General features: G+C 60.0%; 20 protein-coding genes. 17 read left to right on the forward strand and 3 right to left on the reverse strand.

The window, feature by feature from the left end; genetic code table 11:
* Positions 1-329 precede the first annotated feature (329 nt).
* From IPI01_00085 to nrfA, 7 genes are all read left to right on the forward strand, one after another.
* Positions 330-1,415: a beta-lactamase family protein gene (locus IPI01_00085; GenBank protein MBK7256232.1), complete on the forward strand. Its 1,086-nt coding sequence runs from the start codon at positions 330-332 to the stop codon at positions 1,413-1,415.
* 506 nt (positions 1,416-1,921) lie between these two features.
* Positions 1,922-2,191 carry a DUF4160 domain-containing protein gene (locus IPI01_00090; protein MBK7256233.1) on the forward strand — a complete coding sequence of 90 codons (270 nt, stop codon included), beginning with the start codon at positions 1,922-1,924 and terminating at the stop codon, positions 2,189-2,191.
* Between the two features lie 4 nt (positions 2,192-2,195).
* Positions 2,196-2,438 (forward strand): DUF2442 domain-containing protein, encoded by a 243-nt coding sequence (locus tag IPI01_00095; protein MBK7256234.1) that lies wholly within the window; start codon positions 2,196-2,198, stop codon positions 2,436-2,438.
* Positions 2,439-2,549: 111 nt separating this feature from the next.
* Complete coding sequence (locus IPI01_00100; protein MBK7256235.1) at positions 2,550-2,729, forward strand: hypothetical protein; 180 nt, start codon at positions 2,550-2,552, stop codon at positions 2,727-2,729.
* 830 nt (positions 2,730-3,559) lie between these two features.
* Positions 3,560-4,662, forward strand: a protein-coding gene (locus IPI01_00105) for an IS3 family transposase (GenBank protein ID MBK7256236.1) whose coding sequence is annotated in 2 segments (ribosomal slippage) — positions 3,560-3,809 and positions 3,809-4,662 — 1,104 coding nt in all. Because the reading frame shifts where the segments join, the coding sequence is not laid out codon by codon here.
* Between the two features lie 318 nt (positions 4,663-4,980).
* Complete coding sequence (gene nrfH, locus IPI01_00110) at positions 4,981-5,583, forward strand: cytochrome c nitrite reductase small subunit (protein ID MBK7256237.1); 603 nt, start codon at positions 4,981-4,983, stop codon at positions 5,581-5,583.
* Positions 5,584-5,610: 27 nt separating this feature from the next.
* Complete coding sequence (nrfA, locus tag IPI01_00115; protein ID MBK7256238.1) at positions 5,611-7,080, forward strand: ammonia-forming cytochrome c nitrite reductase; 1,470 nt, start codon at positions 5,611-5,613, stop codon at positions 7,078-7,080.
* A gap of 6 nt (positions 7,081-7,086) precedes the next feature.
* Here nrfA and IPI01_00120 read toward each other — a convergent pair whose 3' ends face one another.
* The 3 genes from IPI01_00120 to IPI01_00130 all read right to left on the reverse strand — a co-directional run bounded on the left by IPI01_00120 (position 7,087) and on the right by IPI01_00130 (position 12,424).
* Positions 7,087-7,659 (reverse strand): DUF1858 domain-containing protein, encoded by a 573-nt coding sequence (locus IPI01_00120; GenBank protein ID MBK7256239.1) that lies wholly within the window; start codon positions 7,657-7,659, stop codon positions 7,087-7,089.
* On the reverse strand, positions 7,637-8,887 hold the full coding sequence (locus IPI01_00125) for a DUF438 domain-containing protein (protein ID MBK7256240.1): 1,251 nt from the start codon (positions 8,885-8,887) through the stop codon (positions 7,637-7,639). Before IPI01_00125 ends, IPI01_00120 begins: the two co-directional genes overlap by 23 nt.
* Positions 8,888-9,196: 309 nt before the next feature.
* Positions 9,197-12,424: a T9SS type A sorting domain-containing protein gene (locus IPI01_00130; GenBank protein ID MBK7256241.1), complete on the reverse strand. Its 3,228-nt coding sequence runs from the start codon at positions 12,422-12,424 to the stop codon at positions 9,197-9,199.
* A 603-nt stretch (positions 12,425-13,027) separates the two neighbouring features.
* On the opposite strand from IPI01_00130, the gene IPI01_00135 reads away from it, so the two are divergent.
* The 10 genes from IPI01_00135 (at position 13,028) to IPI01_00180 (ending at position 24,063) form a co-directional block, all read left to right on the forward strand.
* Positions 13,028-14,932, forward strand: a complete 1,905-nt coding sequence (locus tag IPI01_00135; protein ID MBK7256242.1) for an FAD-dependent oxidoreductase — start codon at positions 13,028-13,030, stop codon at positions 14,930-14,932.
* Positions 14,933-14,943: 11 nt separating this feature from the next.
* Entirely contained in the window at positions 14,944-15,489 is a 546-nt protein-coding gene (locus IPI01_00140) for a Rieske 2Fe-2S domain-containing protein (protein ID MBK7256243.1), read from the forward strand.
* Positions 15,490-15,527: 38 nt separating this feature from the next.
* Positions 15,528-16,853: a cytochrome b N-terminal domain-containing protein gene (locus tag IPI01_00145; GenBank protein ID MBK7256244.1), complete on the forward strand. Its 1,326-nt coding sequence runs from the start codon at positions 15,528-15,530 to the stop codon at positions 16,851-16,853.
* Between the two features lie 26 nt (positions 16,854-16,879).
* Entirely contained in the window at positions 16,880-18,094 is a 1,215-nt protein-coding gene (locus IPI01_00150) for a c-type cytochrome (protein MBK7256245.1), read from the forward strand.
* A gap of 66 nt (positions 18,095-18,160) precedes the next feature.
* Positions 18,161-20,077, forward strand: coding sequence for a Sec-dependent nitrous-oxide reductase (gene nosZ, locus IPI01_00155; GenBank protein ID MBK7256246.1), 1,917 nt, complete (start codon positions 18,161-18,163; stop codon positions 20,075-20,077).
* Positions 20,078-20,142: 65 nt separating this feature from the next.
* Entirely contained in the window at positions 20,143-20,781 is a 639-nt protein-coding gene (locus tag IPI01_00160; protein ID MBK7256247.1) for a hypothetical protein, read from the forward strand.
* Complete coding sequence (gene nosD / locus IPI01_00165; GenBank protein ID MBK7256248.1) at positions 20,778-22,088, forward strand: nitrous oxide reductase family maturation protein NosD; 1,311 nt, start codon at positions 20,778-20,780, stop codon at positions 22,086-22,088. The genes IPI01_00160 and nosD overlap by 4 nt, the downstream gene beginning before the upstream one ends.
* Positions 22,085-22,807, forward strand: coding sequence for an ABC transporter ATP-binding protein (locus IPI01_00170; GenBank protein MBK7256249.1), 723 nt, complete (start codon positions 22,085-22,087; stop codon positions 22,805-22,807). The genes nosD and IPI01_00170 overlap by 4 nt, the downstream gene beginning before the upstream one ends.
* A complete protein-coding gene (locus IPI01_00175) occupies positions 22,794-23,228 on the forward strand; it encodes a nitrous oxide reductase accessory protein NosL (protein MBK7256250.1) in 435 nt (144 codons plus the stop codon). The genes IPI01_00170 and IPI01_00175 overlap by 14 nt, the downstream gene beginning before the upstream one ends.
* Positions 23,200-24,063 (forward strand): ABC transporter permease, encoded by an 864-nt coding sequence (locus IPI01_00180; GenBank protein MBK7256251.1) that lies wholly within the window; start codon positions 23,200-23,202, stop codon positions 24,061-24,063. The genes IPI01_00175 and IPI01_00180 overlap by 29 nt, the downstream gene beginning before the upstream one ends.
* The last annotated feature ends 76 nt before the right edge of the window (positions 24,064-24,139 follow it).

The raw sequence follows: 24,139 nt of genomic DNA on the forward strand, positions 1-24,139 counted from the left end.
CGAGCGGGGCGGACGGGGGGTCTCACAGAACACTGATGATACTTGAATTCACCAGATTGGGACCAGATCCGGCGCCAACCATCGTTGCCATGTCCATCTCTATTGACAAACCCTGAGAATCCCGGTACTTTCTTGCGGCGAAGAGCATGTTTGCCGCGCGGACTCGGGGATCTTGCATGGTTGACTTACGTCAAACACTTCACGCGAAACGGACCGGCGCTTCTACCCATAGTAACGGTTCTTTTTGTTCCCGCATTGAAGCGCTGCATCGCCGAGAAAATCCCCGACGTTCAATCGAAGGCAATTCCACTCAAGCACGGACACCAGAAATGCTCAAACACCGGTTCAGCTGCATCGCCATTGTCATCCTTGGGTTGCTCAACAGTAGCCTGGCCCAGACGTCGTTCTCACCTGCTATCGAGGGGGGATTCATTCGACTCCTTTCGGAACAAAACGTCCCTGGTGTCTCAATTGCCCAGATCAGTGGAGGTAAGATCGTAGCTCTTGGCGCATACGGACGGCAGGATTCCGTGGATGCTGCGAAGACGACGACTCTCTACAATGTTGCCTCATTGGCGAAGCCAATTTCCGCCGAAGTAGCGCTTCGCCTCGTCTCAAGGGGGACGATTTCACTCGACGAGCCGATGGTCAACTACTGGACCGATCCTGACATAGCCCGGGACGATCGGCGGATGCTCTTGACGCCGCTGTTCTCCTTGACCCACCGGACCGGCTTTGCCGCCAATTGGCGCTCAGAGGATGGCGGTACGCTCAGGTTCACGAGCACCCCGGGTACAACATTCCATTATTCGGGAGAAGGGTACGAATACCTGGCGCGATTCATCCAGAAGAAAACGAACCGCGACCTCCAGGCGCAGGCAAAAGAGCTGCTCTTTACTCCGGCAGAGATGGCGGCGACATCTTACGTATGCCAACCCTGGTTCGAAGGCAGAGTGGCCCTTCCGGCCGGTAAGGACGGCGGGTGGATCGAGCCTATGTTCACAGCCAGCCCGCTCGCCTCCGATCTCCTCTATACGACCGCCGGGGACTATGCCAGATTTCTGATACAGGTGATGAACAATGAGGGTATCACGGATTCTCTTGCACGCGAGCGCCAGCGAGTTCAGGTGAACCTGCTGGAAGAAATCGGTCAGTCAATTCCGGTTGAGCTTCGTCCCGATGAGCTGGGCATGGGCCTGGGGTGGATGGTGATTCGGTTCAAGCAAACGACATTTTTCATGCATACAGGCCATGACCCGGGTGTCCATACGTTCGCGTATCTGAGTCCGACGAACGGAACAGGTGCGGTGATCCTGACGAACGGCGAGAAGGGAAAGAGCATCGTCGCTCCCATTCTCAAGGAGATCGGGGTGGAGCCTGAACTCGTAGCTCTTCTGGAAAGGACAATGCGGTAGATCGTGATCCCCAAGCTCTTCCTGATACGTGGTACAAAACGAGCAATGGTGTCGACATCGCAGCCCGCCACCTTGTGTTGAAGGAACTCAACGAGTCACGGGTGTGGCTGGAGATGATACAGAAGAGGGCATACATTCAGAGTGAGACCGTAACACCCGCCCTGGATGAATGGCTCGCTCTGAGCAAGATCATCGCAGTGAGCCGGAGGACAGTAGCGGAGAATGCAGGCAGGATACGGCAGGCCAGCGCTGCAAAATGAGAGAGCCCGGAAATTCTTCCGGGCTCTAAATTATCCATGATCCATGGATAATGGATAACTGATAATTCGATCCCGCGAAGCGGGATCGGGCGGGGCGGACGGGGGTCTCACAGAACCCTCATCTTCTGCGAATTCGGCACGGAATCGCTGAAACGACGAAGTTGAGACCTTGACAAGCGCTCCCATACAGGATATATTGTATCTGGATGACCGTAGTGGCCGCTTCTCACTTGGGTGACGAAACATATGCCCGTAATCTCGATGTTCTATGGAATCGTCGTGTTGATGTACTACTTCGACGACAAGAAACACAAGACACCCCATATTCATGCTCAGTATGGGGAAGAAGAAGCCGTCGTTTCCATCCCTGAGGGAAATGTCATCGCCGGAACGCTGCCGCCGGCGAAGCTGAGACTTGTTCTTGCATGGATCGAGATACACAAAGAAGAGCTCCTTGCGAATTGGCGGCTGGCCACAGAAGGTCAACAGGTGTTTAACATCGATCCGTTGAAGTGATCATATGAACAAGCTCACCTCGGTAACGCCACAGGACGATCACACGCTCGTTCTTGTATTCGATGATGGATCGCAGCGTCTGTTCGACGTACGCCCGTATCTTGACAAAGGGATCTTTGTCGAACTCAAGAACCTCGCCTATTTCAGACAGGTCAGGATCGCTTTTGGAACCGTCCAGTGGCCGCACCAACAGGACATCGCTCCTGAGACGCTCTATCATGACTCCAGAACGTATGTCGCTTCGTAGCGATCCTTCTGAGTTCACCGGTTTCTACGTGGATGACTGAAGATCGGCCGTCCTGTGATACCTGGCAGAGTGGTCTCAGGGCACATTTTGGATAGTGCTCCGGGAGGCAGAATGACAAAGCACCAACGCAAGAAACGGGAGCTCATCATCGAGGGGGTGAAGGAATCTGTCGCAAGAGCTCTCGAGCGTCATAAGAAACTGGGCGAATCGGTGGCGGTGTGGAAGGATGGCAAAGTGGTGATGCTAACGCCAAGCCAGATTCCTTCGAGGTCACCTCGTCAGTACAAGTAGGTGCCTATTCCTCCCCGGAAGGCATAAGCGACTGCCTCACTATTGAAATCAAATTCCGATTTGTTAACGTCGGTTGTGTCATTGGCATTCGTTGACAATTCCCTTGGGTTTCCGTAACATGCTGCATACCGTCCTCGGGGGAGACGCGATTCGGAGCCTCTTCTGCCGAGACATGGTAGAGGAGGCTTTGTCGTTACAGTCAACAGCAACATCCGAGAAGATGTCGTGATCCCGGGACCGCGGACCAACGAGGCACGTTTAGTATGACATGGGAGAGGATGATTGAGACGGGGTGGGGCGCGCTGTGTTGGTTGGTCCTCATAGCTCTGCCATTGGCCTGCTCTGAACCCGTTGATCATGTGGACGAACGGGTTCCGACAGTGAAGTTGACGCTCATTGACGTTTCAGTTCATGAGGTCTACCTCCACGTTGCGCGTCTCGAGACAAAACCGAATACCGTCTATCTCCTGCGTAGAAACGGGCATACCCTGCGTGAGTTCTTGGATACACAATTTGGTCAAGACCTGACCGATACCGGGCTGGTTGCAAGTACTTCGTACGAATACTCGGTTGTATCGGCGGCCAATCCCTCCATATTCGAATCCAACAGCGTTCAGGCAAGGACCCTCACACCTTCCGGACACTCCGTGACCTGGGAGACGTTCTTTCTCGGAGACGGGAATGGTTCCGTCGTATACGATGTGGAGGTTGTCTCTGAATCTCTCGTCGTAGCGGTTGGGAAGTTGGGGTCTGTTCCCCATCGCATGGTCCATTGCGGATGTTAGTTTTGTTAGTATATTCGCACATCGGGAAGCGAGGAGGACCGCGCCATGAAGAAGCGCTACACGGAAGCCCAGATCGCCTTTGCCTTGCGCCAGGCGGCATCAGGTACGCCGGTCTGTGACATCACGCGGAAGATGGGCGTGACCGACGTGACGTTCTACCGCTGGAAGAAGCTCTACGCGAACATGGACGTCAGTGAGATCCGTCGCTTGAAGCAACTCGAGGATGAGAACCAACGTCTCAAGCGTCTCGTAGCCGACCTGACGCTCGACAAGCAGATGCTCCAGGAGGTGCTCTCAAAAAAGCTGTGAGGCCCGCCCTTCGCCGGGAACTCGTCCACGAGATGCAGGCAGTGTATCAGACGAGCGAGCGGCGGGCCCTGCGCGTGTTCAAGTGGCCGCGGTCAACACATCGGCATGTAGGAACGACCGATCCTCAGTTGCCGCTTCGTCTGCGCCTACGAGAACTGGCAACATCGAAGATCTCCTTCGGCTATCGCCGGCTCCACATCGCGCTGAGGCGCGAAGGATGGCCCATAAACCATAAAAGGGTCTACCGGCTCTACCGCGCAGAAGGCCTGATATTACGGCGCAAAACACCGCGTCGTCGTGTCGCTGCAGTCAAGCGTGAGATTCGTCCGACCGCATTGTCAAGGAACGAGTGCTGGAGCATGGACTTCGTCTCAGATCAGCTTTTCGATGAACACCGGATCCGTGTGTTGGTTATCGTCGAGAACTTCACGCGTGAGTGTCTCGCTCTTGATGCCAGCAGCCGCATCCACGGACTGGACGTTGTGAAGGTGCTTGAGCGCATCACGCAGGCACAGGGCTTCCCCAAACGCATCAAGGTGGACAATGGACCCGAGTTCATCTCCAAGGACCTGGACCGCTGGGCGTATTGGAACCACATTGAACTTGACTTCAGCCGGCCAGGCAGACCATCAGACAACGCACTCGTCGAATCGTTCAACTCCCGGTTCCGCCAGGAGTGTCTTAATCAGCATTGGTTCCTCTCGATGGAGGATGCACGGGCAAAGATCTCGGCTTGGCAGAACGAGTACAACAGCGAGCGGCCACACAGCTCGCTAGGTTACCGCACACCTCTGGAATGTAGGAGAGATTCAGTCAAGAAAAACGCTACTGCAGCATGAAAGCCACCCCAAAACTAACACCGGTTTTGGACCCGCAATAGGGGCAAGTCCCGTTGGCCCAATCCCAATATACGAATTGGACCGGTATCAGGGGGCTAGGTCACCGCGTTCACTCGATCCTGGGATTTCAATCCCCGGAGCCTTTGAGGCAGCCGATCATCAACGGATACTCTGAAGACACAATAACTTGTTTCACCGCAGCGGGGTCACTCCACGTGGTTCTGTATTCACGATCCTCTGCACCCGCCACTTGCTTCTTTCACGTAATCGTGCGATAATATCAAAATGGGGGATCACAATCCGAGACTGGCTGTACTCATGCTCCATCTATTGCGCCGCATGTTCCGGGCGTTCATCCCGCCGCCGCAATGGAAGGTTCCGGTCATCATCACTCTCGGACTCCTCTGCGGGCTCGCGCTCCTCGTGCTGCACATCTCTAATGCCACATCCTACCTTTCCAGCGATCCTCTTACGTGTGTGAACTGCCATGTCATGTCGCCCCAGTTCGCGACCTGGCAGCACAGCAGTCATGGACGCTTTGCCACCTGCACGGACTGTCACGTCCCCCACGATAATGTTTTCCGCACGTATGCCTTCAAGGCGCAGGACGGCATGCGGCACGCCTATGTGTTCATGTTCCGTCTGGAACCGCAGGTGATCCGGATCCGGGAGGCGGGGAAGACTGTGGTACAGGAGAACTGCATCCGGTGTCACGAGCCGCTGGTGAACGACGTGACAGTGGGCGCGGTGACGTTCGACGGCGCGCGGCACGGGCAGGGGCACCTCTGCTGGGGATGCCACCGGGAAACGCCGCACGGCACGGTGAACAGTCTCGCGTCCACACCGGACGCGCGCGTGCCGCAACTTTCGCCGATCGTGCCGCCGTGGCTGGGCGGTGACACCTTGAACCATCTCGAATGAACGAAGCGACGACCGCTGGAGGTATCTATGATCACGATTCGGGAACTCATCAGGACGAAACCATGGACGGGCTGGGCCCTGTTCGGTGGTACGGTCGTCATCGTCTTTCTTGCCGGGCTCTTCGGTGCTTCCATCATCGAGCGCCGTGCCGAGAAAGGGATCCGGCTCCAGCCGGTGCGTGAGATCGCGGAATGGGAGCCCCGGAACAACGTCTGGGGTGAGAACTATCCGCGGGAGTATCAATCGTATATAGCGACACGCGATACGACCTTCCAGAGCAAATACGGCGGGTCGCGGATGCGCGACATCCTTGCCGAGGATCCACGGCCGGTGATTCTCTGGGCAGGGTATGCGTTCTCGCGCGACTACAATCAGGCGCGCGGACATTACTATGCGATCGAGGACATCCGCAACACGCTCCGGACGGGCGTGCCGCAGCCGGCAACATGCTGGACGTGCAAGAGCACCGATGTCCCGCGGGTGATGAGCAAGATGGGAGCCGCGGCGTTCTACAAATCGTCCTGGAGCGAACTCGGGCCGGACATCGTGAACCACATCGGGTGCCAGGACTGCCACGATCCGAAGACCATGAACCTCCGGATCACCCGCCCGGCGCTGGTGGAGGCGTTCGCCCGGCAGGGGAAGAAGATCGAGGAGGCGTCGCACCAGGAGATGCGCTCCCTCGTCTGTGCACAATGCCATGTAGAATACTACTTCAAAGGGAAAGAGGACAAGTACCTGACGTTCCCATGGGACAAAGGGTTCTCGCCGGACGCCATGGAGGCGTACTACGATTCGGTGGGACATGTGGATTTCGTGCATGCCCTGAGCAGGGTGCCGGTGCTCAAGGCGCAGCATCCCGACTACGAACTGTACCGCACCGGCATCCACGCGCAGCGCGGGATCTCGTGTGCCGATTGCCATATGCCGTACAAGAGCGAGGGTGGTGTGAAGTTCTCCAACCACTGGATGCGCAGCCCGCTGGCGAACATCGCGGGCTCCTGCCAGGTGTGTCACCGCGAATCCGAACAGGAACTCACGCGCAACGTGGAGGACCGGCAGGACCGGGTGCGGGAGCTCCTCACGCTTGCGGAGGACGCGCTGGTGCGCGCGCATCTGGAGGCGAAGCATGCGTGGGACAACGGGGCGGTTGACAGCGAGATGAAGCCGGTGCTCACGCTGATCCGTCATGCGCAGTGGAGGTGGGACTGGGTGGCGGCGGCAAACGGCATGGGATTCCATTCACCGGCGGAGGCGCTGCGCGCCCTGGCAACGTCCATCGCCAAGGCGCAGGAAGCGCATGCGGAGCTGGTCAGGATCCTTGCACGCAAGGGCATCCTGGAACCATTCGCGTTACCGGACGTGTCGACGAAAGCAGAGGCGCAGCGCACCATCGGGTTCGACGTCGTGAAAGCGCATCAGGAGAAGGCGGTGTTCCTCAAGGACGTCGCGCCGGCGTGGGACGCAAAGGCGCGCACGAGGGAAGCGGGGTACTGAAGCGCGTCAGCCGGTGCGCCGCGTGATGTACGTGAGATGGTGGCCGGCATGTTCGGGATGCACCTTGTGGTGCACCGTGCAATGCTGTTTGCGCATCGCCTCCAGGAGGGGCGCAGGCTCGAAGTCCGTGACGAGCAGGATGAACGCACCGTCCGTGAGCTCCCGGAGAAGACCGTTGATGTGATTCAGCGGCACATCGCCACTGCGGAGCATCTCGATGCCGTCCACGTAGTGCGCCGGCTCGCCGCGCGTCCATTCCGGGTCGGCCACGGTCGTCCCGCTCAAGCTTTCGGTCCGCAAGGTCTCTCCCCCGGCGATCTCACCCTGACCGGCGGCGCGTCGCAGCGTGTTCACCAGGTCAACGACGTCCAGTCCTCCGATCTTCGCCACCATTTCGAGCGTCGCCATCTGCGCGACCGTCCGCCGGAGGATGGGGTTGCGCAGGTTCTTGAATGGCGGCGCCAGCCCGATCACCGTTTCCTCCAGCGAGGGGTATTCCTTCAGGACCTCCAGGATCTTGCTCTTCCTCGTGATCTCCATCATTCTTCCCGTCCCTTCACGGCTGTGGTTCCTGATCATAGGTGAGGAGTCTCCGTTCGCCTTCGAGCGTGCGGAGCTCGGTGAGGTCCTGGGTCACCTCGAGTGTACCCATATAGTCGCCGGCCTGGCCGCGCAGGGCGTAGTAGCAGATCAGGATGAAGCGGCCCCGCATGGTGATCCAGAACCGTGCCTGGTTCTGGCGGCCCGTCCGGAAGTCGTCCACGATCTTGTTCACGATGTGCACGCTCTTCGGCGGATGGCAGTACTGCACTTTCCTTCCGATGATCGCACGGGAGCGGTCGAAGATGCGGTCCTTGCCCGGGCTGAAGTAGCGGACGGTGTCGTCCTTGTCCACGAACGTGAGGTCGAAGGGGAGGTGCTGGAACGTCGCGATCAGTTCGTCGAGACTGAAGCTGCCGGTGGGCATGTGAATGCGTCCACCTTCGGCGGCGGGCTTCCGGTCCGCGGTGTGGACACCGCCCGCAGGTTGCCAGGTTGCCGTGGGGGCCACGAGGCAGTAGCCATACTCATCGCTCTGGAGGTAGACCTCATACCAGTCCTGCTCCGTCAGGAGGTCCAGCGCCGTGGGGAAGAGTATCTTCTCTTCTTTGTAGATCATCTCATCCACCGCGGTGATCGCGGGCGTGACCGCAAGGTCGGCGTAGGCGCGCGCTTCGGAGGCATCGAGGGCATCGGTCTGCTGGAGGCCATGGATCGTTTCGCGCAGGAGCGTGCGGACCTCATCGTCCTTTCCCCACATCACTGTGGGCGGACCCGGGAGGTTGTTCTTCTCGAAGTACGGGAAGAGCAGGTTTTCTTTCCGCTTGTAGTGCTTGTCCACGTCCATGAGATCGTTCAGATGCTGCTGGATCTCGCGCATGACGGGGGTGGCATCGGACGCATCGGCGATCTCACGGAGGCGGCCAATGAGGCCCCGGACCGCCATGGTGGTTGCGGCGAGCTGGCGGTTCTCCATGATGAAAGTATGGACGGGGTGACCGGGGAGTTGCGCCGGGGTCTCCTGCTGATCGAGCTGCTTCTTGAGGACCCGGGTGTGGGTATCGCACAGGCGCTGAATGTTCTCTGCCGGGATGCCTTCCTGGATCAGTTGCATCTCCATCACGAAGACATCGCCATAGGCGGCTTCGGCAAGTTGTTGATCGAGGGCTTGCCGGACATCTTCTTCACCTCCGCCTTCGTGAAGCCGGCGGATGAGGGACTTCATGAGGTCGATGCGTTGCTGACGGTTGTTGATGACTTCGCTCATTGGAACTCCTCCTGCACTATTTCAGACTCTTTTATCTGATATTAAGATACGCTTTTTGGGGGTTCGTGTCAAGTCCGGACCGCCTGGTGTGTGCCTCGGGGTGGGGGGCAGAAATCAGACGAACTCTCGTCCAAGCAGAAAGTGACGCATGTCCCGACTGAGACCCTCTGACATGGTTGTTCGACTGTAGCGAAGACCGGGTCGGTCATTGCAGTCCGGACAAATGGCCGGCGATGTCGATCGTTCCGTTTGACGCACTCTTCGATCTTGAGAATCAATCCGCTCGGTAACGATACCGTTCGGCCTGCCTCACCGGAGGAGCAGCATCCGCTTCACGCCGGTGTAGCCCGCTCCCTCCAATCTGTAGTAGTAGACCCCGCTTGACAACGAGCGTGCGTCGAGGTGTACGCGGTGCTGACCTGCCGCAACCATGCCATCGATCAACGTCAACACCTCCTGACCCAACATGTTGAACACTCTGAGCGTGACAACGGCATCATGCGGTACCTCAAAGGAGATGGTGGTGCCTGGATTGAACGGGTTGGGGAAGTTCTGATCCAGCCGGTACGATCCGGGGTGGATCTCCTCCTGCGTGTCAACCGTGCCGCCGGCCTGGTTTGCCAGATACAATGTATCATCCACCGTCCCCGTATTCCCGTGATCCACCAGGATCCTGAGAGCCGTACCTGCGAGATCCTCCCAACCGGGCTCCAACAGATGTGTTGTGTTTGCCTGGAGTGGAACCCGTGCATGCATGAACCGGGCAGTTCCCTCCCCGTCGACACGTGTCAGCTCCAGATCGTACTCCCTCGAAGCCCCATGCGAGATGAGCCTGAGGTCGTTCTCGCCCACTGTGGCGACCGCAACCGAGTCCCCCTGTGGCAGGTCCATCCCGCTGAATGATACCATCTTCTCCCTGGTGGTCTCATTGACCAGGGCGAGCAACCCGATCGTTCTTTGCTGCGTGTCAGGATTGCTCACCGAGACGCCGTCATGGAAGCGCAGCCTGTCGGTGTGATCCGGTCGGGAATCACCTCTGCTGTAGAGGTATGTCCTGCTCCCCGTGAAGAAGAACGCCATGACGGTGTCCGAGGCACAGCTGTCCATGGTCACGCGATAGCTGCCTGCAGGGAGCGCGTAGCCGTACGGCGGGGTCTCGCTGCCGTCGAACGACACCAACGGGACCGATCCCGTGATGTCTTCCCATGCCGCACCACTGCGGTGGCCGGTGACGTTCCCATGTGCATCTTCGATCCGGAGATCAACGCCGGGAGAAGTGATGACCTCGAGCCGGTCGGGCGATAGAATGAAGGGTGAACGGCGCTCCGCCGTGGGTTTCGCGAACACGGCGTGTTGCAGATAGTCGCGCGACTCTGTCATGAGCAGGAATTTCCGCGGGCCGCCCCAGCCCGCGTTCCCATACAACGGCATCCACACACCATGCTGAGCGTTGTCGGCGGTATCGATCCGTATGATCGTCGTGGTCAGGGGAAAGTTGTTGTCGTAGACAAAAATGTAATAGATGTTCTGCGCCGTGTTGTCCTGCCTGACCCTGTAGGGGAGCACATTGTGTCCGCCCATGCCGTTGTTGTTCATGAAGGACAATGTGCGTGGCGAGCCCTCATCCTCCCTGAGCATCGCCTTCAGATCGCGCAGGGTCTCGTTGGGGGTCACATAACCCAGCAGGGAGAGAGTATGCTCACGCGATGGGTCCCCGAACTGATGGGTGAACAGTCCGCTTACCACACGCCTGACCGACGTATCGGGCGGCACGCTGACCGGATCGGCAAAGGCCGGGAATCCGGCGTACCTGGACCGGAACTGTTCTCTGTAACTGAACACGAGGGCATTGGAGGCAGCAAGTCCGAAACAGGAACCCTGCCAGGATCTCGCCATGGCGTACCAGCGATAGACCGCTGCATACGAGTAGACGGGCGGGAAGGCGATGCGATGATAGCAGGCATCCGCTCCGAACGCCCTCACCCATGAGATCCAGTCGGGGAAGCTGGAAGAGGACGAGAGGGCGAGCTGATAGGGTGCGAACACCACGTAGCTCTGACCGGTGAACGGGTCGGTCCCCCGGTAGTCGAACTGCTGGTACCATGCGGGGGGGTACATGTACTGCGCCTGATTAGGAAATGACCAGACATCTTCTTCCGGTCTGTACGGCTCATACTGTCCACCGCTGTCGCGGGTGAGGATGTACGGCTTGATCCGGAACCGGCCGCTGGTATCACGGAGGGAGGGATCGTTCAGATCCTCGGCACGGATGAAGCAATGCTTCGATATGACATGTCCTGGGACCTGCCAGACGAACCGGCCGGAGTCGGCATAAGGGACGTGGCCGATGAGATCGAATGTCCTGCCAGAGTCCGCGCTGAACCGGAGTTCGAGAGCATGGCCCTGCAGTCCGCCCTGCCACCGGATGGTATCGGTTTCGCCGGCCATCCAGCGTTCGTTGGGTCCCGGCCGTGTTATCGTCAGTCCGGGAATGAGAATGACATAGGTACTCACTGAGTTCTTCCGCGCCAACGCGAGAATGTCTCCCGGGCCGTTGATGTCCACGGCGTGTTCGATGACCCATCCTGAATCCGGAGGGACGAGGCTGTCCAGGAGCGTCATCGTCCCTTGCTGCCAGATGAAACCACGCGACCCGGCCGGCGTAGCGATGTCACCCACGACCTGGCCGTCATCATTGACAGCCCAGGCCCGGCTCCATGACCCGGGCAGCGTCTGTATGTTCTGGATGCCGGGATTCCAGATCACCGCGCGTGAGACGTCATTGGTTTCCTCGGATATCCCAACGACCATGCCGTTATCATTCACATCGTACGGACGGCTCTGCCCGGCGCCAAGGTTTCCGAGCGGGGTCAATCCGCCTCCGGCCGTCATGAATGCGCGACTGTCAAAGCTCGTGCCTTCAGACGCCACTCCCACGACCATCCCATAGTTGTTCACTGCGATCGCCTCGCTTTCCGCATCCTCGATGGTGCCGAGATCGGCGATCGTGCCGCCACGCCAGAGGACCGCATGATTCCGACGGTTGCTCGGGCGGCACGTATCGCAGAAGTCGAAGTATCCTGCCACATCTCCGAAGTCGTTGATACCGTTCGCTCCGCCTATCCCCCGGCCGGGACCGGCAAGGATCAGAAAGCTGGTGTCATTCCTGAACACGACGGCATGCCGGTCATTGTTGCCATCAACAGACCAGCCTGCGATCTCACCAACGCCGTTGATGGCGAGCGCACGTGACCCTGCGGGTGAGAGGCCTGGATACGTGAACGCACTTCCATTCTCCCAGCGCGCAACCAGCGGACCAATGTTTCCTGCGACCTGCCGTCTGTCATTGATTCTCACGGGCGCGATGCCGCTGATCGTTCGTATGTCGTACCGTACCGGCTGGGCCGCGAGTAAGAGGGGGATGAGCACGCTGACGATGATCGCAGCAACCGCCATCCATCGCAAGCGCACGGGTGCACCGGTACGGCACGTCCGGGGATCGTCCCCGGAGCTTTTGATCACGATAGTCGCGGCCATCGTCCTATTCCCTTGTGAGAAATCTCATCCGAGGATCTGCCTCGTACACCGTCGTCGCGCGCCATTGCTGCATCCGGTTGTCAGGCAGAGCGACGTGCTGCGGTGGGGTCGCTGGCCCATTGATGGGAGATCAGACATCCGGTATCCGGCTTCATCGCATCGGCTACCGGCACGGTGAGCATCCGAACGCAGGCCTCGTGTCGGAGTGTACGGCGGGGGGGCGATCCATACAATCGAGGTACACACGGAAATCGATCTGCGTAGACACACGTAGGGATGCGCCGCCGGGGGTCCATCTCTGCGGACCGCGCTGATACGTTTGCCTCAGCACACACATTCCGCGATCTGGCCACGTGAATCTTTCGGGTGATCCTGAGCGGATTTTCTTCTTGACTCTGTCGTAAAGAATATCGTATAATCGGATAGTAATATCTTAAATCTACTGATTTGCGTGATTCTTTCCTTCGTGTTGTACGGGCAATAATCAGACAATATAGTCGTAAATACAAAGTCTGAAGCGCCTCCTGGTGCCGTGCCAGGAGAACTCGTAGTCTGTCGTTCCGAGCTCTATAGCGTGCCTCCACATCTCTGGCAGGATAAGCCATGCTGAACGTACGCATCCCCGATATGCAATTCTGGAAAGACATGGTGCCCTGCCAGGCGGCCTGCCCTGTCCACACCGATGCAGGACGGTATGTCCAGCTCATCGCCGAGGGCAGGATCCGCGAAGCCTATCTGACAGCACGCTCCCCCAACCCCCTTGCAAGTATTTGCGGACGCATCTGCGCCGCGCCATGCGAGGACTCCTGCCGGCGCGGGCTTATAGATGCGCCCGTCAGCATCCGCTCTCTGAAGCGGGTCGTGACCGAACGCTATGGCGTGGAATCGCAGTCCCCGGATACGCTCGACGACCTCTTCGACGGAACCCCTGATCCCGGCAATGCCTGGTCACCGGACCATCCTTCCCAGTTACGCGAGCGCCATGCAGCCGGTACCGGCCCCATGGTCGCTGTCATCGGGTCCGGCCCCGCAGGCCTCGCTTGTGCCCATGATCTTGCACTGATGGGCTACAGGGTGACGGTCTTTGAGGCATCCGGGGAAGCGGGGGGAATGCTGCGCTATGGTATACCGGAATACCGTCTTCCGCGCAGCCTCATAGAAAAGGAGGTCAGGACCATCACGGAGCTGGGCGCCGTGATCCGCTTTCATACACCACTGACCGCCGCCTTCGGGGTCGAGCATCTCAAGCAGCAGGGGTATCAGGCCGTGTTCATCTCTGTCGGCACACAACGCGGACGGGACTTGACGGTCCCCGGGAATGATCTGGACGGTGTGGTCCGGGCCATTGACTACCTGCTCAACATCAACCGCGGGTTTCGCATGGACCTCGGCCGCCGGGTGCTGGTGATCGGCGGCGGCTTCGTTGCATTCGATGCAGCCCGCACTGCACTCCGCGGCGGCCCGCAGGAACCGGACGGCGATCTCCATGCGGCGGTGGATGCCGCGCGTTCCGCTCTCCGCGGAGGGGCCGATGAAGTGCATATCGCAAGCCTCGAATCGTTCGCGGAGATGCCGGTGCTGCGTACGGCCCAGGGCGAAGAAGAATTCGAAGAGGCCATCCGCGAAGGTGTTCAGTTCCACCCGCAACGTGGCCCGCATCGCTTCACCGGCGTCCAGGGACGCGTGACGCATGTGGATCTCATCGGGGTGGACCGCACGTACGATGGCGACGGACGGTTTAACCCGGTGTACAATGGCTCGGTCACGGAACGTCTCGAAGTCGACTCTGTCGTGCTGGCGATCGGCCAGCAGACCGATCTCTCATTTCTCCGCCCGGCCGATGGCATTCAGCTGCGGGGTGGAAACCTGATCCAGGTGGACCCGGCAACACTGGCAACATCTGCTCCCGGGGTGTTCGCCGGCGGCGACGTTGCCTACGGACCGCGCAATGTCATCGATGCGGTGGCGAATGGTAAACTGGCTGCGCGATCCATCGAGGCCCACCTCACCGGGAGGAAGCGAGAATCCGCTTACACGCTGAATGTTGAAAAGATCTCAACCCGCACCTATCACCGGCCCGAAAACTATGAGCGCATCCCCCGGTGTGCTCCTCCCACGATCGCGACCGAGAGGCGCACCGGTATCACGGAGGTGGAGTCCGCGTACGAACCCGGTGAAGCAGTGCGCCAGGCAGCACGGTGCCTCGCATGCCACGTGCAGACGGTCTACGACGCAGACCGCTGCGTGATGTGCAACCGGTGTGTGGATGTCTGTCCTGAATACTGTCTGAAGCTTGTGCCCTTCGAGGATCTGGCACTCGACGAGGCGACCCGCGAGACGTTAACGGAACACTTCCGGCTGGAAGCCGGCGGTCCCGCATCGGCAATGATCAAGGATGATGAGTCGTGCATCCGGTGCGGGCTCTGTGCGATCCGCTGCCCTACCGATGCCATGAGCATGGAGATCTTCACCTATGAACAACGGGAGCCCGGCTCCCCGCACTATTAGGAGGCGCAGCAATGAATCACTCTGCCGTCAGGAATGCGGCATCACCGGAAGCCCTGTCCTCTCACAGTTCGAGACGGTCTTTCCTGCAGAAGATCGGTCTTGGCGGATTGGCCGCCGGACTGGCCGCCCTCGGCTTTCAGTCCTTCCGCTCATTGGTCCCAAACGTGCTGTACGAACCACCGAGCAAATTCAAGATCGGTCCGCCGACAGGGCTCGCCGAGGGCGTTACATTCCTCGAGGAACGCCGGCTCTATGTGTTCCGCAGCGGGAGTACCTACTCTGCGGTTTCAGCCGCCTGCACCCACCTGGGATGCACGGTGAAGTATATGAAACTCCAGCAGCCGAAGCAGGTTGAGGTCAATGGAGAATTGCGGTCGGTCCCGTTCGAATTCCACTGTCCCTGTCACGGCTCCAAGTTCTACGACGACGGAACGAACTATGCGGGTCCGGCCCCGGCCCCGCTGCGATGGCACCGTCTGGAGCTCTCGCCGGACGACGGGCAGTTGATGGTGGACCTGAGCATGGAAGTGGAGCGGAACTTCCGGTTGACCGTATGAGCCATCACGAACGCACCAGGGATGACGGAGAAACGTCGATGGGACACACAATCCACACGCGGTCCGGTTTGCAGCGCCTCCTGTGGCCGTGGAAACCGGAAAGCGAGAAAGTAGCCGGCGATGCAATCGTCAAGAACATGCTGTTGCACTGGTTCCCGGCCAGGATCGCGAAAGCCAGCCTCGCCTGGAATTATAGTTTCTACCTCGGGACGATCTCGTTCTTCCTGTTCCTGATCCTCGTGGGCACTGGGCTGGTCCTGATGTTCCTCTATGTTCCCTCGGTGGAGCGTGCGTACTCCTCGGTGAAGGATATCGAGTTCGTCGTCTCCTTCGGGTGGATGCTCCGCGGAATGCACCGGATGGCTGCGCATCTGATGGTGGCCACGGTCTTTCTCCATATGATCAGGGTCTTTCTCACCGGAGCGTACAAGAACGGAAGCGCCGCCGGCGCCAACCGTCCGCTGAACTGGATCATCGGGCTTGTTCTCCTCATCTGTACGCTGCTGCTGTCGTTCACGGGCTATCTCCTGCCGTGGGACCAGCTTGCGTACTGGGCGATCACCGTGGGAACGAACATTGCGAGCGCTGCACCGGTGGCGGGGGAGGCAACGCGGTTCCTGCTGCTGGGCGGCACCACGATCGATCAGCCTGCGCTCATCCGCTTCTATGTCCTCCACGTGTTCTTCCTGCCGGTCGCCGTGCTGGTGCTGTTCGCCTGGCACATGTGGCGCATACGGAAAGATGGAGGCCTGGCAGCGGTCGACCGTGAGGCACTGTCCGCAAAGGCCGAATCGGCGCCACCCGTGCGCACGAAAACCTATTCGCTCCTCGGGGTGGTGGGTGGAGAGTCGGTGCATGTGCGGAATACCGTGATGGATGAAGAGCGTGACACCGTTTCCTCATCTCCACACCTGGTCCGGCGTCTCGTCTTCGTGGCTCTGCTCACCCTCATCGCGGTCGCGGTCCTGACGGTCATCTTTCCTGCACCGCTGGAAACTCCGGCGGATCCATCCGTAACGCCGAACCCGGCCAAGGCCCCCTGGTATTTCCTGTGGCTGCAGGAGATCGTCACCATTACCACCGTTTCGATCGGATCATTCACCATCAATGGTGCGCTGGTCGGAGGAGTGATCCTGCCCGGCCTGTTGTTCGCCCTCGGTGTCTGGTGGCCGTACCGCGACCGTTCGGGGTCCGGGGCGGTCGGGGTATGGTTCGCGCCGGAACGGAAGACCGCGAACAGGGTCTTCCTGCTCATCTGTCTCCTCATCATCATCCTGACCATCGTCGGGACCTTCATGCGGGGTCCCTATTGGCACCTCTACTGGCCCTGGGAGACGTGGCCTGATATGCCGGTGCGATTCTAAGGAGGCACAGCTCAATGGATCATCGTTTGCCTGATACGAAACACGGCTTCGTCCATCGCGACAAGCTCCTGATCAGTCTTGGCGGGATCGGCGTGTTGCTCATTGCAGGATACTTCTTCTTCGTCGACGCCACGGCGGAATGGCGCGGATACCAGGAGGAGTTCCGGGAGACTGTTGCCACAACCCTCGGGCCCGACCGTGCAGCAGCGGTACCGGAGGGGTTGCAGCAGATCCATGTCCCTGCCCTGAACCGTACCGACCGCTGCGTGACGTGCCATCTCGGCGCCGGGTGGCGCGGGCTGGAGAAGCTTCCGCAGCCGTTCCGGACGCATCCCCAGGAGGTCCTCGCCTCTCATCCGATCGAAAAGTTCGGCTGCACGGTCTGTCATGGCGGGCAGGGGTATGCCGTCACGATGGAGGAGGCACACGGACTCATCGAGCACTGGGAGGAGCCGGTGATGGGACAGGAACTCGGGGACTTCTATGTCTTGAGCAACAAGAAGGCCATGATGCAGCTCAACTGCAATGCCTGTCACCGGTACGATCGGGAGACGCGGGGTGCGGAAGTGATCAATGCGGCCAAGCGTCTCGTTGCAGCAAAGGGATGCCGGGCCTGCCACGTGATCAACGGCAGAGGTGGCACGGTCGGACCCGATCTGACGACGGTGGGTGACAAGTCGCCGGAACAGTACAACTACGAGCGCATCAAAGGGTTTGCTTCGGCATTCAGCTGGCATGTGGCCCATCTGAAGAACCCCAAGGAACTCGTCCCTGAATCGGTCATGCCCAACTTCGGCCTGTCCAGCGCGGACGCGCAGGCGCTGGCGCTCCTGGTGATGAGCTGGGGCAAGGCCGATATCCCGGTGGAGTACATCCCCGGTCACAATTTCCGCGACATCCCGAATGCGGAGGAGAAAGCCCGCGAAGACCGGATGCTCAACGGGCCGGGAGCATTCTTCGTGACGAAGAGCTGCTTTGTCTGTCACTCCGTATCGACACTCGACGTTGAGGCGGCCGCGCAGATCGGGCCCGATCTGGCACAGGCCGTGGATGATGTGCAGGCGCGGTTCGGCCGGTCGCTCGAAGACTTCCTTGCGAAGCCCACCGGTACGATGGAAGTGGTCCTTGCAACCATGATCACGCTGACGCCCGAAGAGCGGCGTGAAGTGATCGAGAAGCTGAAGATGGCAAATGAACTGCTGAAGAAGAAAATGGTCACGGCAGCCGGTGCTTCGCACTGATCGCTCCGTTCAGGTGAACGATCTCCGCGCCGCCCTGTGCAATGGTCCACTACTGAGGAGGGTCTCATGAAACGACAGTCACCGATCCCGGTCGCAGTGCTTACGATCGCTACGCTCTTCGCTCTGTTGCTGCTTGCAGGGTGCGGGCCCGACAAGAAGGGGCGGAGCGGAGGACGGTCCGAAGCGCGGTCAGATGTTCAGGAGGCCGCACTGAAGACCTATGTGGCGCCCGGCGATCTGGATGAATACTACATCTTCAAATCCGGTGGCCACTCCGGACAGGTCTATGTCTACGGGATCCCCTCGATGCGCCATATCGCCACGATTCCGGTGTTCGCGCCCTACCCAGCGACGGGGTACGGCTTCGACAAGGAGACGAAGCAGATGATGGGCGGCTTCACCTGGGGCGATGTGCACCACCCTGCGCTGAGCGAAACGGGCGGCGAGTACGATGCGCGCTGGCTCTTCGTGAACGACAACAGCAACAACCGCATGGCGCGGATCGATCTGCGCGACTTCAAGACCAGGCAGATTCTTGGACCGATCCCGAACGTGTCCGGGAACCATGGATCCACATTCGTCACGGAGAACACGGAGTATATCCTGTCGGCCTCCCGGTTCTCGATCCCCTTGCCCAAGGGACGGGTTGAAAGCGTGCAGGACTACGCGACGAAATACAACGGCGTGGTATGCGGCATCAGCGTCGATCCGAAAACGGGGGAGATGCGGGTGGGATGGGAAGTGAAGATGCCGCCATTCAACTATGATCTGGGCGATGCCGGCAAGGGCCCGAGCCATGGCTGGGCATTCTGGACCTGCTACAACAGCGAGCGGGCGACGGGGAAGCTCGAGGTCACGGCGAGTCAGCGCGACAGGGACTACATCGCGGCGGTGAACTGGAAGCTCGTGGAACAGGCGGTCTCGGCGGGGAAAGCGAAAACGATGGATGGCGTGCAACTGCTTGACCCGAGGGATGCACCCGGTGCCGTGTTCCTGCTGCCGGTGGCGAAGTCCCCGCACGGGGTGGATATCAGTCCGGACGGACGCTATATCATCGGCAGCGGCAAACTGCAGAGCATCACGACGGTGTTCACCATCGAGCGGATCCTGGCCGCCATCGAGAAGAGGGATTTCACCGGCGATGAGGATGGGATCCCGGTCCTGAACTATGACGCTGTCAAAGAAGCCGAGGTGAATGTGGGGCTCGGACCGTTGCATACGCAGTTCGACGATCAGGGCAACGCATATACCTCGTTGTTTGTGGAAAGTGCCGTGGCGAAATGGAAACTGGGCACGTGGGAGGTCCTGGACAAGGTTCCGGTGTCGTACAATATCGGTCATCTCTGTGCCGCGGAGGGGGATTCGCGCAGTCCGGACGGCAAGTACCTCGTGGCGATGAACAAGCTCTCGCACGGCCGTCATTTGAATGTCGGTCCCTCGCAACCCGAATCCTCGCAGCTGATCGACATCAGCGGGGAGAAGATGGCGCTGCTGTACGATGCCTTCACCGAGCCCGAACCGCACAATGCACAGATGATCAAGGCGGACAAGCTGAAGCCGATCGAAGTGTATCCAAAGGAAGAGAACCGGCACCCGAAGGCGATCTGGGACATCAAGGATGCCCGCGTCACGCGCAATGGCAGGAACGTGGAGGTGCTGATGGTGGCGGTGCGGACCAGCTTCGAGCCGACGGTGATCGAGGTCAACCAGGGCGACAAGGTCACGATCTACATCACGAACATCGAGCAGACGACGGACGAACTGCACGGCTTCGGGCTGAATGAGTACAACCTGAATATCGTGGCCGATCCCGGCGAGACCAAGGTGATCGAGTTCATCGCGGACAAACCGGGGGTGTTTCCGTACTACTGCACGAACTTCTGCTCCGCACTGCACCAGGAGATGCAGGGATATCTGCTGGTGCGCGGCAACGGAACGGCGGCCCGCGCCCGCACCGGTGGCCCCGGACTGGCCGCTCAGTGAACACGTACTGACGTCCCCTGCCCCGTACGGCCGGGGCGGGGGACTCTTCTGATCCAGGAGGCATCATGCAGGCGATCGTCCGGCGTGCAGCAACATTCTTTGGAGTGGTACTTGATGTCCGCAGCAGGGTTGTCGTCATCATTGCGGCGCTGGCATTGCTCCTCACATACTTCTTGCCCCTCTGGAGTCTGACACTCTACTCCAATCAGTTCCCCGAAGGGCTGGTGCTGAAGATCCACGGACACAAGCTCGAGGGGGACAAGTCGCCCTCCCGGGACGACTTGAAGGAGATCAACGCACTGAACCACTACATCGGCATGCGGGCCCTCCGGGAAGAGGATTTCACCGAGTTCCGTTGGATCCCCTTTGTGATCGGTGGTTTGATCCTCCTTGGCTTGCGCGTGGCGGTCATGGGACGCATGGACCAGCTGGTGGACCTGCTGGTCCTCTTCGTGTACTTCGGCGGCTTCTCTCTCTGGAGTTTCTACCGGAAACTCTATTTGTATGGGCATGAGCTGGACCCGACCGCGGCGGTGAAGGTTCCGCCGTTCATGCCGCCGCTCTTCGGTCATCAGACCCTCGCCAATTTCGAGGTCTACAGCTATCCCGAGCCGGGCTCGGTCGTCATGGTCTTCTCCATGCTCATGCTCGGGCTGGCTCTGGTGCTTGCGCTCCGGGCGGCCCGGAAGAAAGAGATGGAATGACGGCTCTTCCTCCCACGGCAGGAACACATCCGGGCCGGTCCGCGGGCATCCGCAGAGTATGCTGCAGGTGTTTCGTTGCCGCACTCCTGGTCGGGGGCGTGGTACAGCCCCTGCCGGCGATCGGGCAATCCTTGATCTCGCGGATCGCTGCTGCCCGTCCGGGAGACACGGTCCTTGTCCGCGGTGGCGTGTGGGAGGGCGATCTGGTCTTGGACCGGAGGATCGCGCTGATCGGTGTTGGGTCGCCCGTCATCCGGGGGAGCGGCAATGGGAGTACCATCACGATCACGGCGGACTCGTGTACCGTGGCGGGGTTCGTGATCGAGCGGTGCGGGCGCATGCTCGTGCATGAGGATGCCGGCATCCTCGTCCGTTCGAAAGGCAACCGGATCCTCCGGAACCGGCTCCGGGACATTCTCTTCGGGGTGTACCTCTTCCGGGGCAGGGGCAACACGATCGACGGGAATGAGATCACCGGCCGACGGCACCTCGATGTCGGCCAGCGGGGCAGCGGGATCCATGTGTACGACTCACCGTGGAACGTGATCGCGGGGAACACGGTCACCGATGTCCGTGATGGGATCTACATCCAGAATGCGAACCATACACACATCGAGCGGAACAATGTCCACCACGTGCGGTACGGCCTGCATTACATGTACGCCGACTCGAACACCTTCCTCGGGAACCGGTTCGAGGACAACGCCGCGGGAGCTGCGGTCATGTATAGCCGCGGCATTGTCATGCGGCACAATGTGTTCGCGCGGAACAGGGCCTTCTCTGCGTTCGGCGTTCTGCTGCAGGATTGTCACGGTCTGGTGGCGGACTCGAATATCGTCGATGACAATGCGATCGGGATCTTCCTGGAGAACTCACGGCATGGACGATTCCGGCACAACATCATTGCACGGAACGACCTGGCACTGCAGATGTTCCAGAACGCGGATGGGAATACCTTCACGGAGAATGCCTTCATCGACAACCTGAGTCCGCTGGTCGTGGTCGGCAAGCGCACCGGTTCGCGGTGGAGCGACGGCGGACGGGGGAACTACTGGAGCGGGTACGAGGGGTATGATCTCGATGGGGATGGCGTGGGCGACGTACCGATGCGGATACAGAACGTCTTTCATTATCTCGAAGGGAGGAACAGCGCGGTCCGGCTCTTCCTGTACAGTCCGGCCTCGCAGGCCCTTGCTGCAGCTTCCGCGGCCTTTCCGATCATGCAGCTGACGGAAGCGTCCGATCCGCATCCGCTCATGGATCGGGAACGCCTGTTCACGGGACATGCGATGGGGAGGAATCCGTGATCGAAGTGAGCCATCTCTCCAAGAATTTCGAACGGACGAAAGCCGTGCGGGATGTGTCGTTCACAGTCCGCGAAGGAGAGGTCTTTGCCTTTCTTGGTCCGAACGGGAGCGGGAAGAGCACCACGCTCAAGTGCATTGTGGGATTGTCGCTTCCGGACAGGGGAAGCATCCGGATCAGCGGCATCGATATCCGGCGTGAGCCCCGTGCTGCCCGGCAGGTGATCAGCTATCTTCCCCAGCGTGTGGTGTTCCCGGACTCGCTCACAGCACGGGAGATCCTGATGTTCCATGCGCGGCTCCGCGGTGTGGCGCCCGCTGTGGTGGACGCCGTTCTCGAAAAGGCGCGCTTCGTGACGGGGGCGGACCGGCCGGTCGGGGGGTTCTCCGGCGGCATGACGCAGCGCCTCGGGCTTGCGGTGGTGGCACTACCGGATGCCTCGGTCCTCCTGCTTGACGAGCCGACGGCCAATCTTGATCCGCATGGAGTGCGGCGGTTCCGGGAGTTCATCGTGCAGCAGAAAGAGGCGGGCAAGACGATCGTGTTCTCCACGCATCTGCTTGCCGAAGCGGAGCAGCTTGCGGACCGTGTCGGGATCTTTGTCGGGGGGCGGCTCGTCGCCGAAGAATCTGTGGAAAGCCTGCAAGCCTTGTCCCGCACCGCACACTCGATCGAGGACCTGTATCTTCACTATGTGGGAGACGAGCATGATGAAGCATAGCCTGGCACTCTTCCTGGTGCTGACATTCATTGCTGCAGGGTGTGGTGGCAATGAGCCGCGGCCGGTGGACATCTTTCCCGAAGACCTGTGTGCGGGGTGCCGCATGGCGATCTCGGATGCACGGTTCGCATCGGAGATCATTGCGACCGATGGAACCGTCCACAAGTACGACGACATCGGCTGTCTGCTGCATGCAAGGCAGAAGATGCCGGCGCATGAGATCGCGGCCATCTTCGTGAAGGACTACGAGACCCTCGCATGGGTCCCGTACGGACGCAGCACGATCGTTACAGCCGGTATTCATACGCCCATGGGCTCGGGCCGGATCGCGTTCGCTTCGGCGGACCGTGCCGCGGCATTCGTGAAGGCACATCCACCCGAGGAGAAGACCGGTGAGAACTGCGAAGCGTGCACGGAGTGATGCGATGACCACGTCGCCCATCGTCCTCATCGCACAACGGGAGCTGACCATCACCGTCAGGAACCGGTGGACGGTGATCATGGCTGCGGTGTTCGGTGTGCTGATGCTGGTGATCGCCTGGGCCGGCGTCGCTGCCGAGGGGTATGATGGTATGGCCGATTTCACCCGCACCTCCGCGAGCATGGTGAACCTCGTGCTGTATGTGGTCCCGCTGATGGCACTCGTCCTGGCAACGCTCAGTTTTGCCGGTGATCGCGGGACGACGGAATTGCTGTTCTCGCAGCCTGTCTCACGGACGGAAGTGATGCTGGGAAAGATCGCCGGCCTCTTCGTAGCGATGGGAGGTGCGATGGTGGCCGGCTTCATCGTGTCCGGGGGCGTGATCCTATTCCAGACCGGCACGGAGGGCATCGGTGGCTTCATCGCCTTCGCGGTCATGACGTTGCTCCTCGGATTGATCTTCCTGTGTGTGGGAGCGCTTGCCACGATGCTGGCAGGCCGGCGTCCGCGCTCGTTCGGATTCGCCATCCTGCTCTGGTTCCACTTCGTGCTGTTCTATGACCTCGTGGTGCTCGGTCTGGCGTCGCAATTGCGCGGGCAGAGTGCGGTGACGGCGCTCTTCCTTTCCCTTTTCGGGAATCCGGTCGACCTTGTCCGTGTCGCTTCCTTGATCGTACTGGACAACGAAACGATCTTCGGCGCAACGGGGGCTGCGCTGTTGCGCTTCCTCGGTGGTCCGGAAGTGAGCATGCTCGTGCTCGTGGTGGCTGCCATGCTGTGGGTCGGCCTGCCTCTGCTCTGGGCCCGCGTCGTGCTGCGGTCACAGGACATCTGAGATGCCCGGGCTGTACGCAGGCCGGGGTCTGAAGAGTTCAGGGAAGGGGAGAGGAGAGGTCGTTACGGAAAGGCGG

This window comes from Ignavibacteriota bacterium, assembly GCA_016707525.1.
Classification (GTDB): domain Bacteria; phylum Bacteroidota; class Ignavibacteria; order UBA10030; family UBA6906; genus JAGDMK01.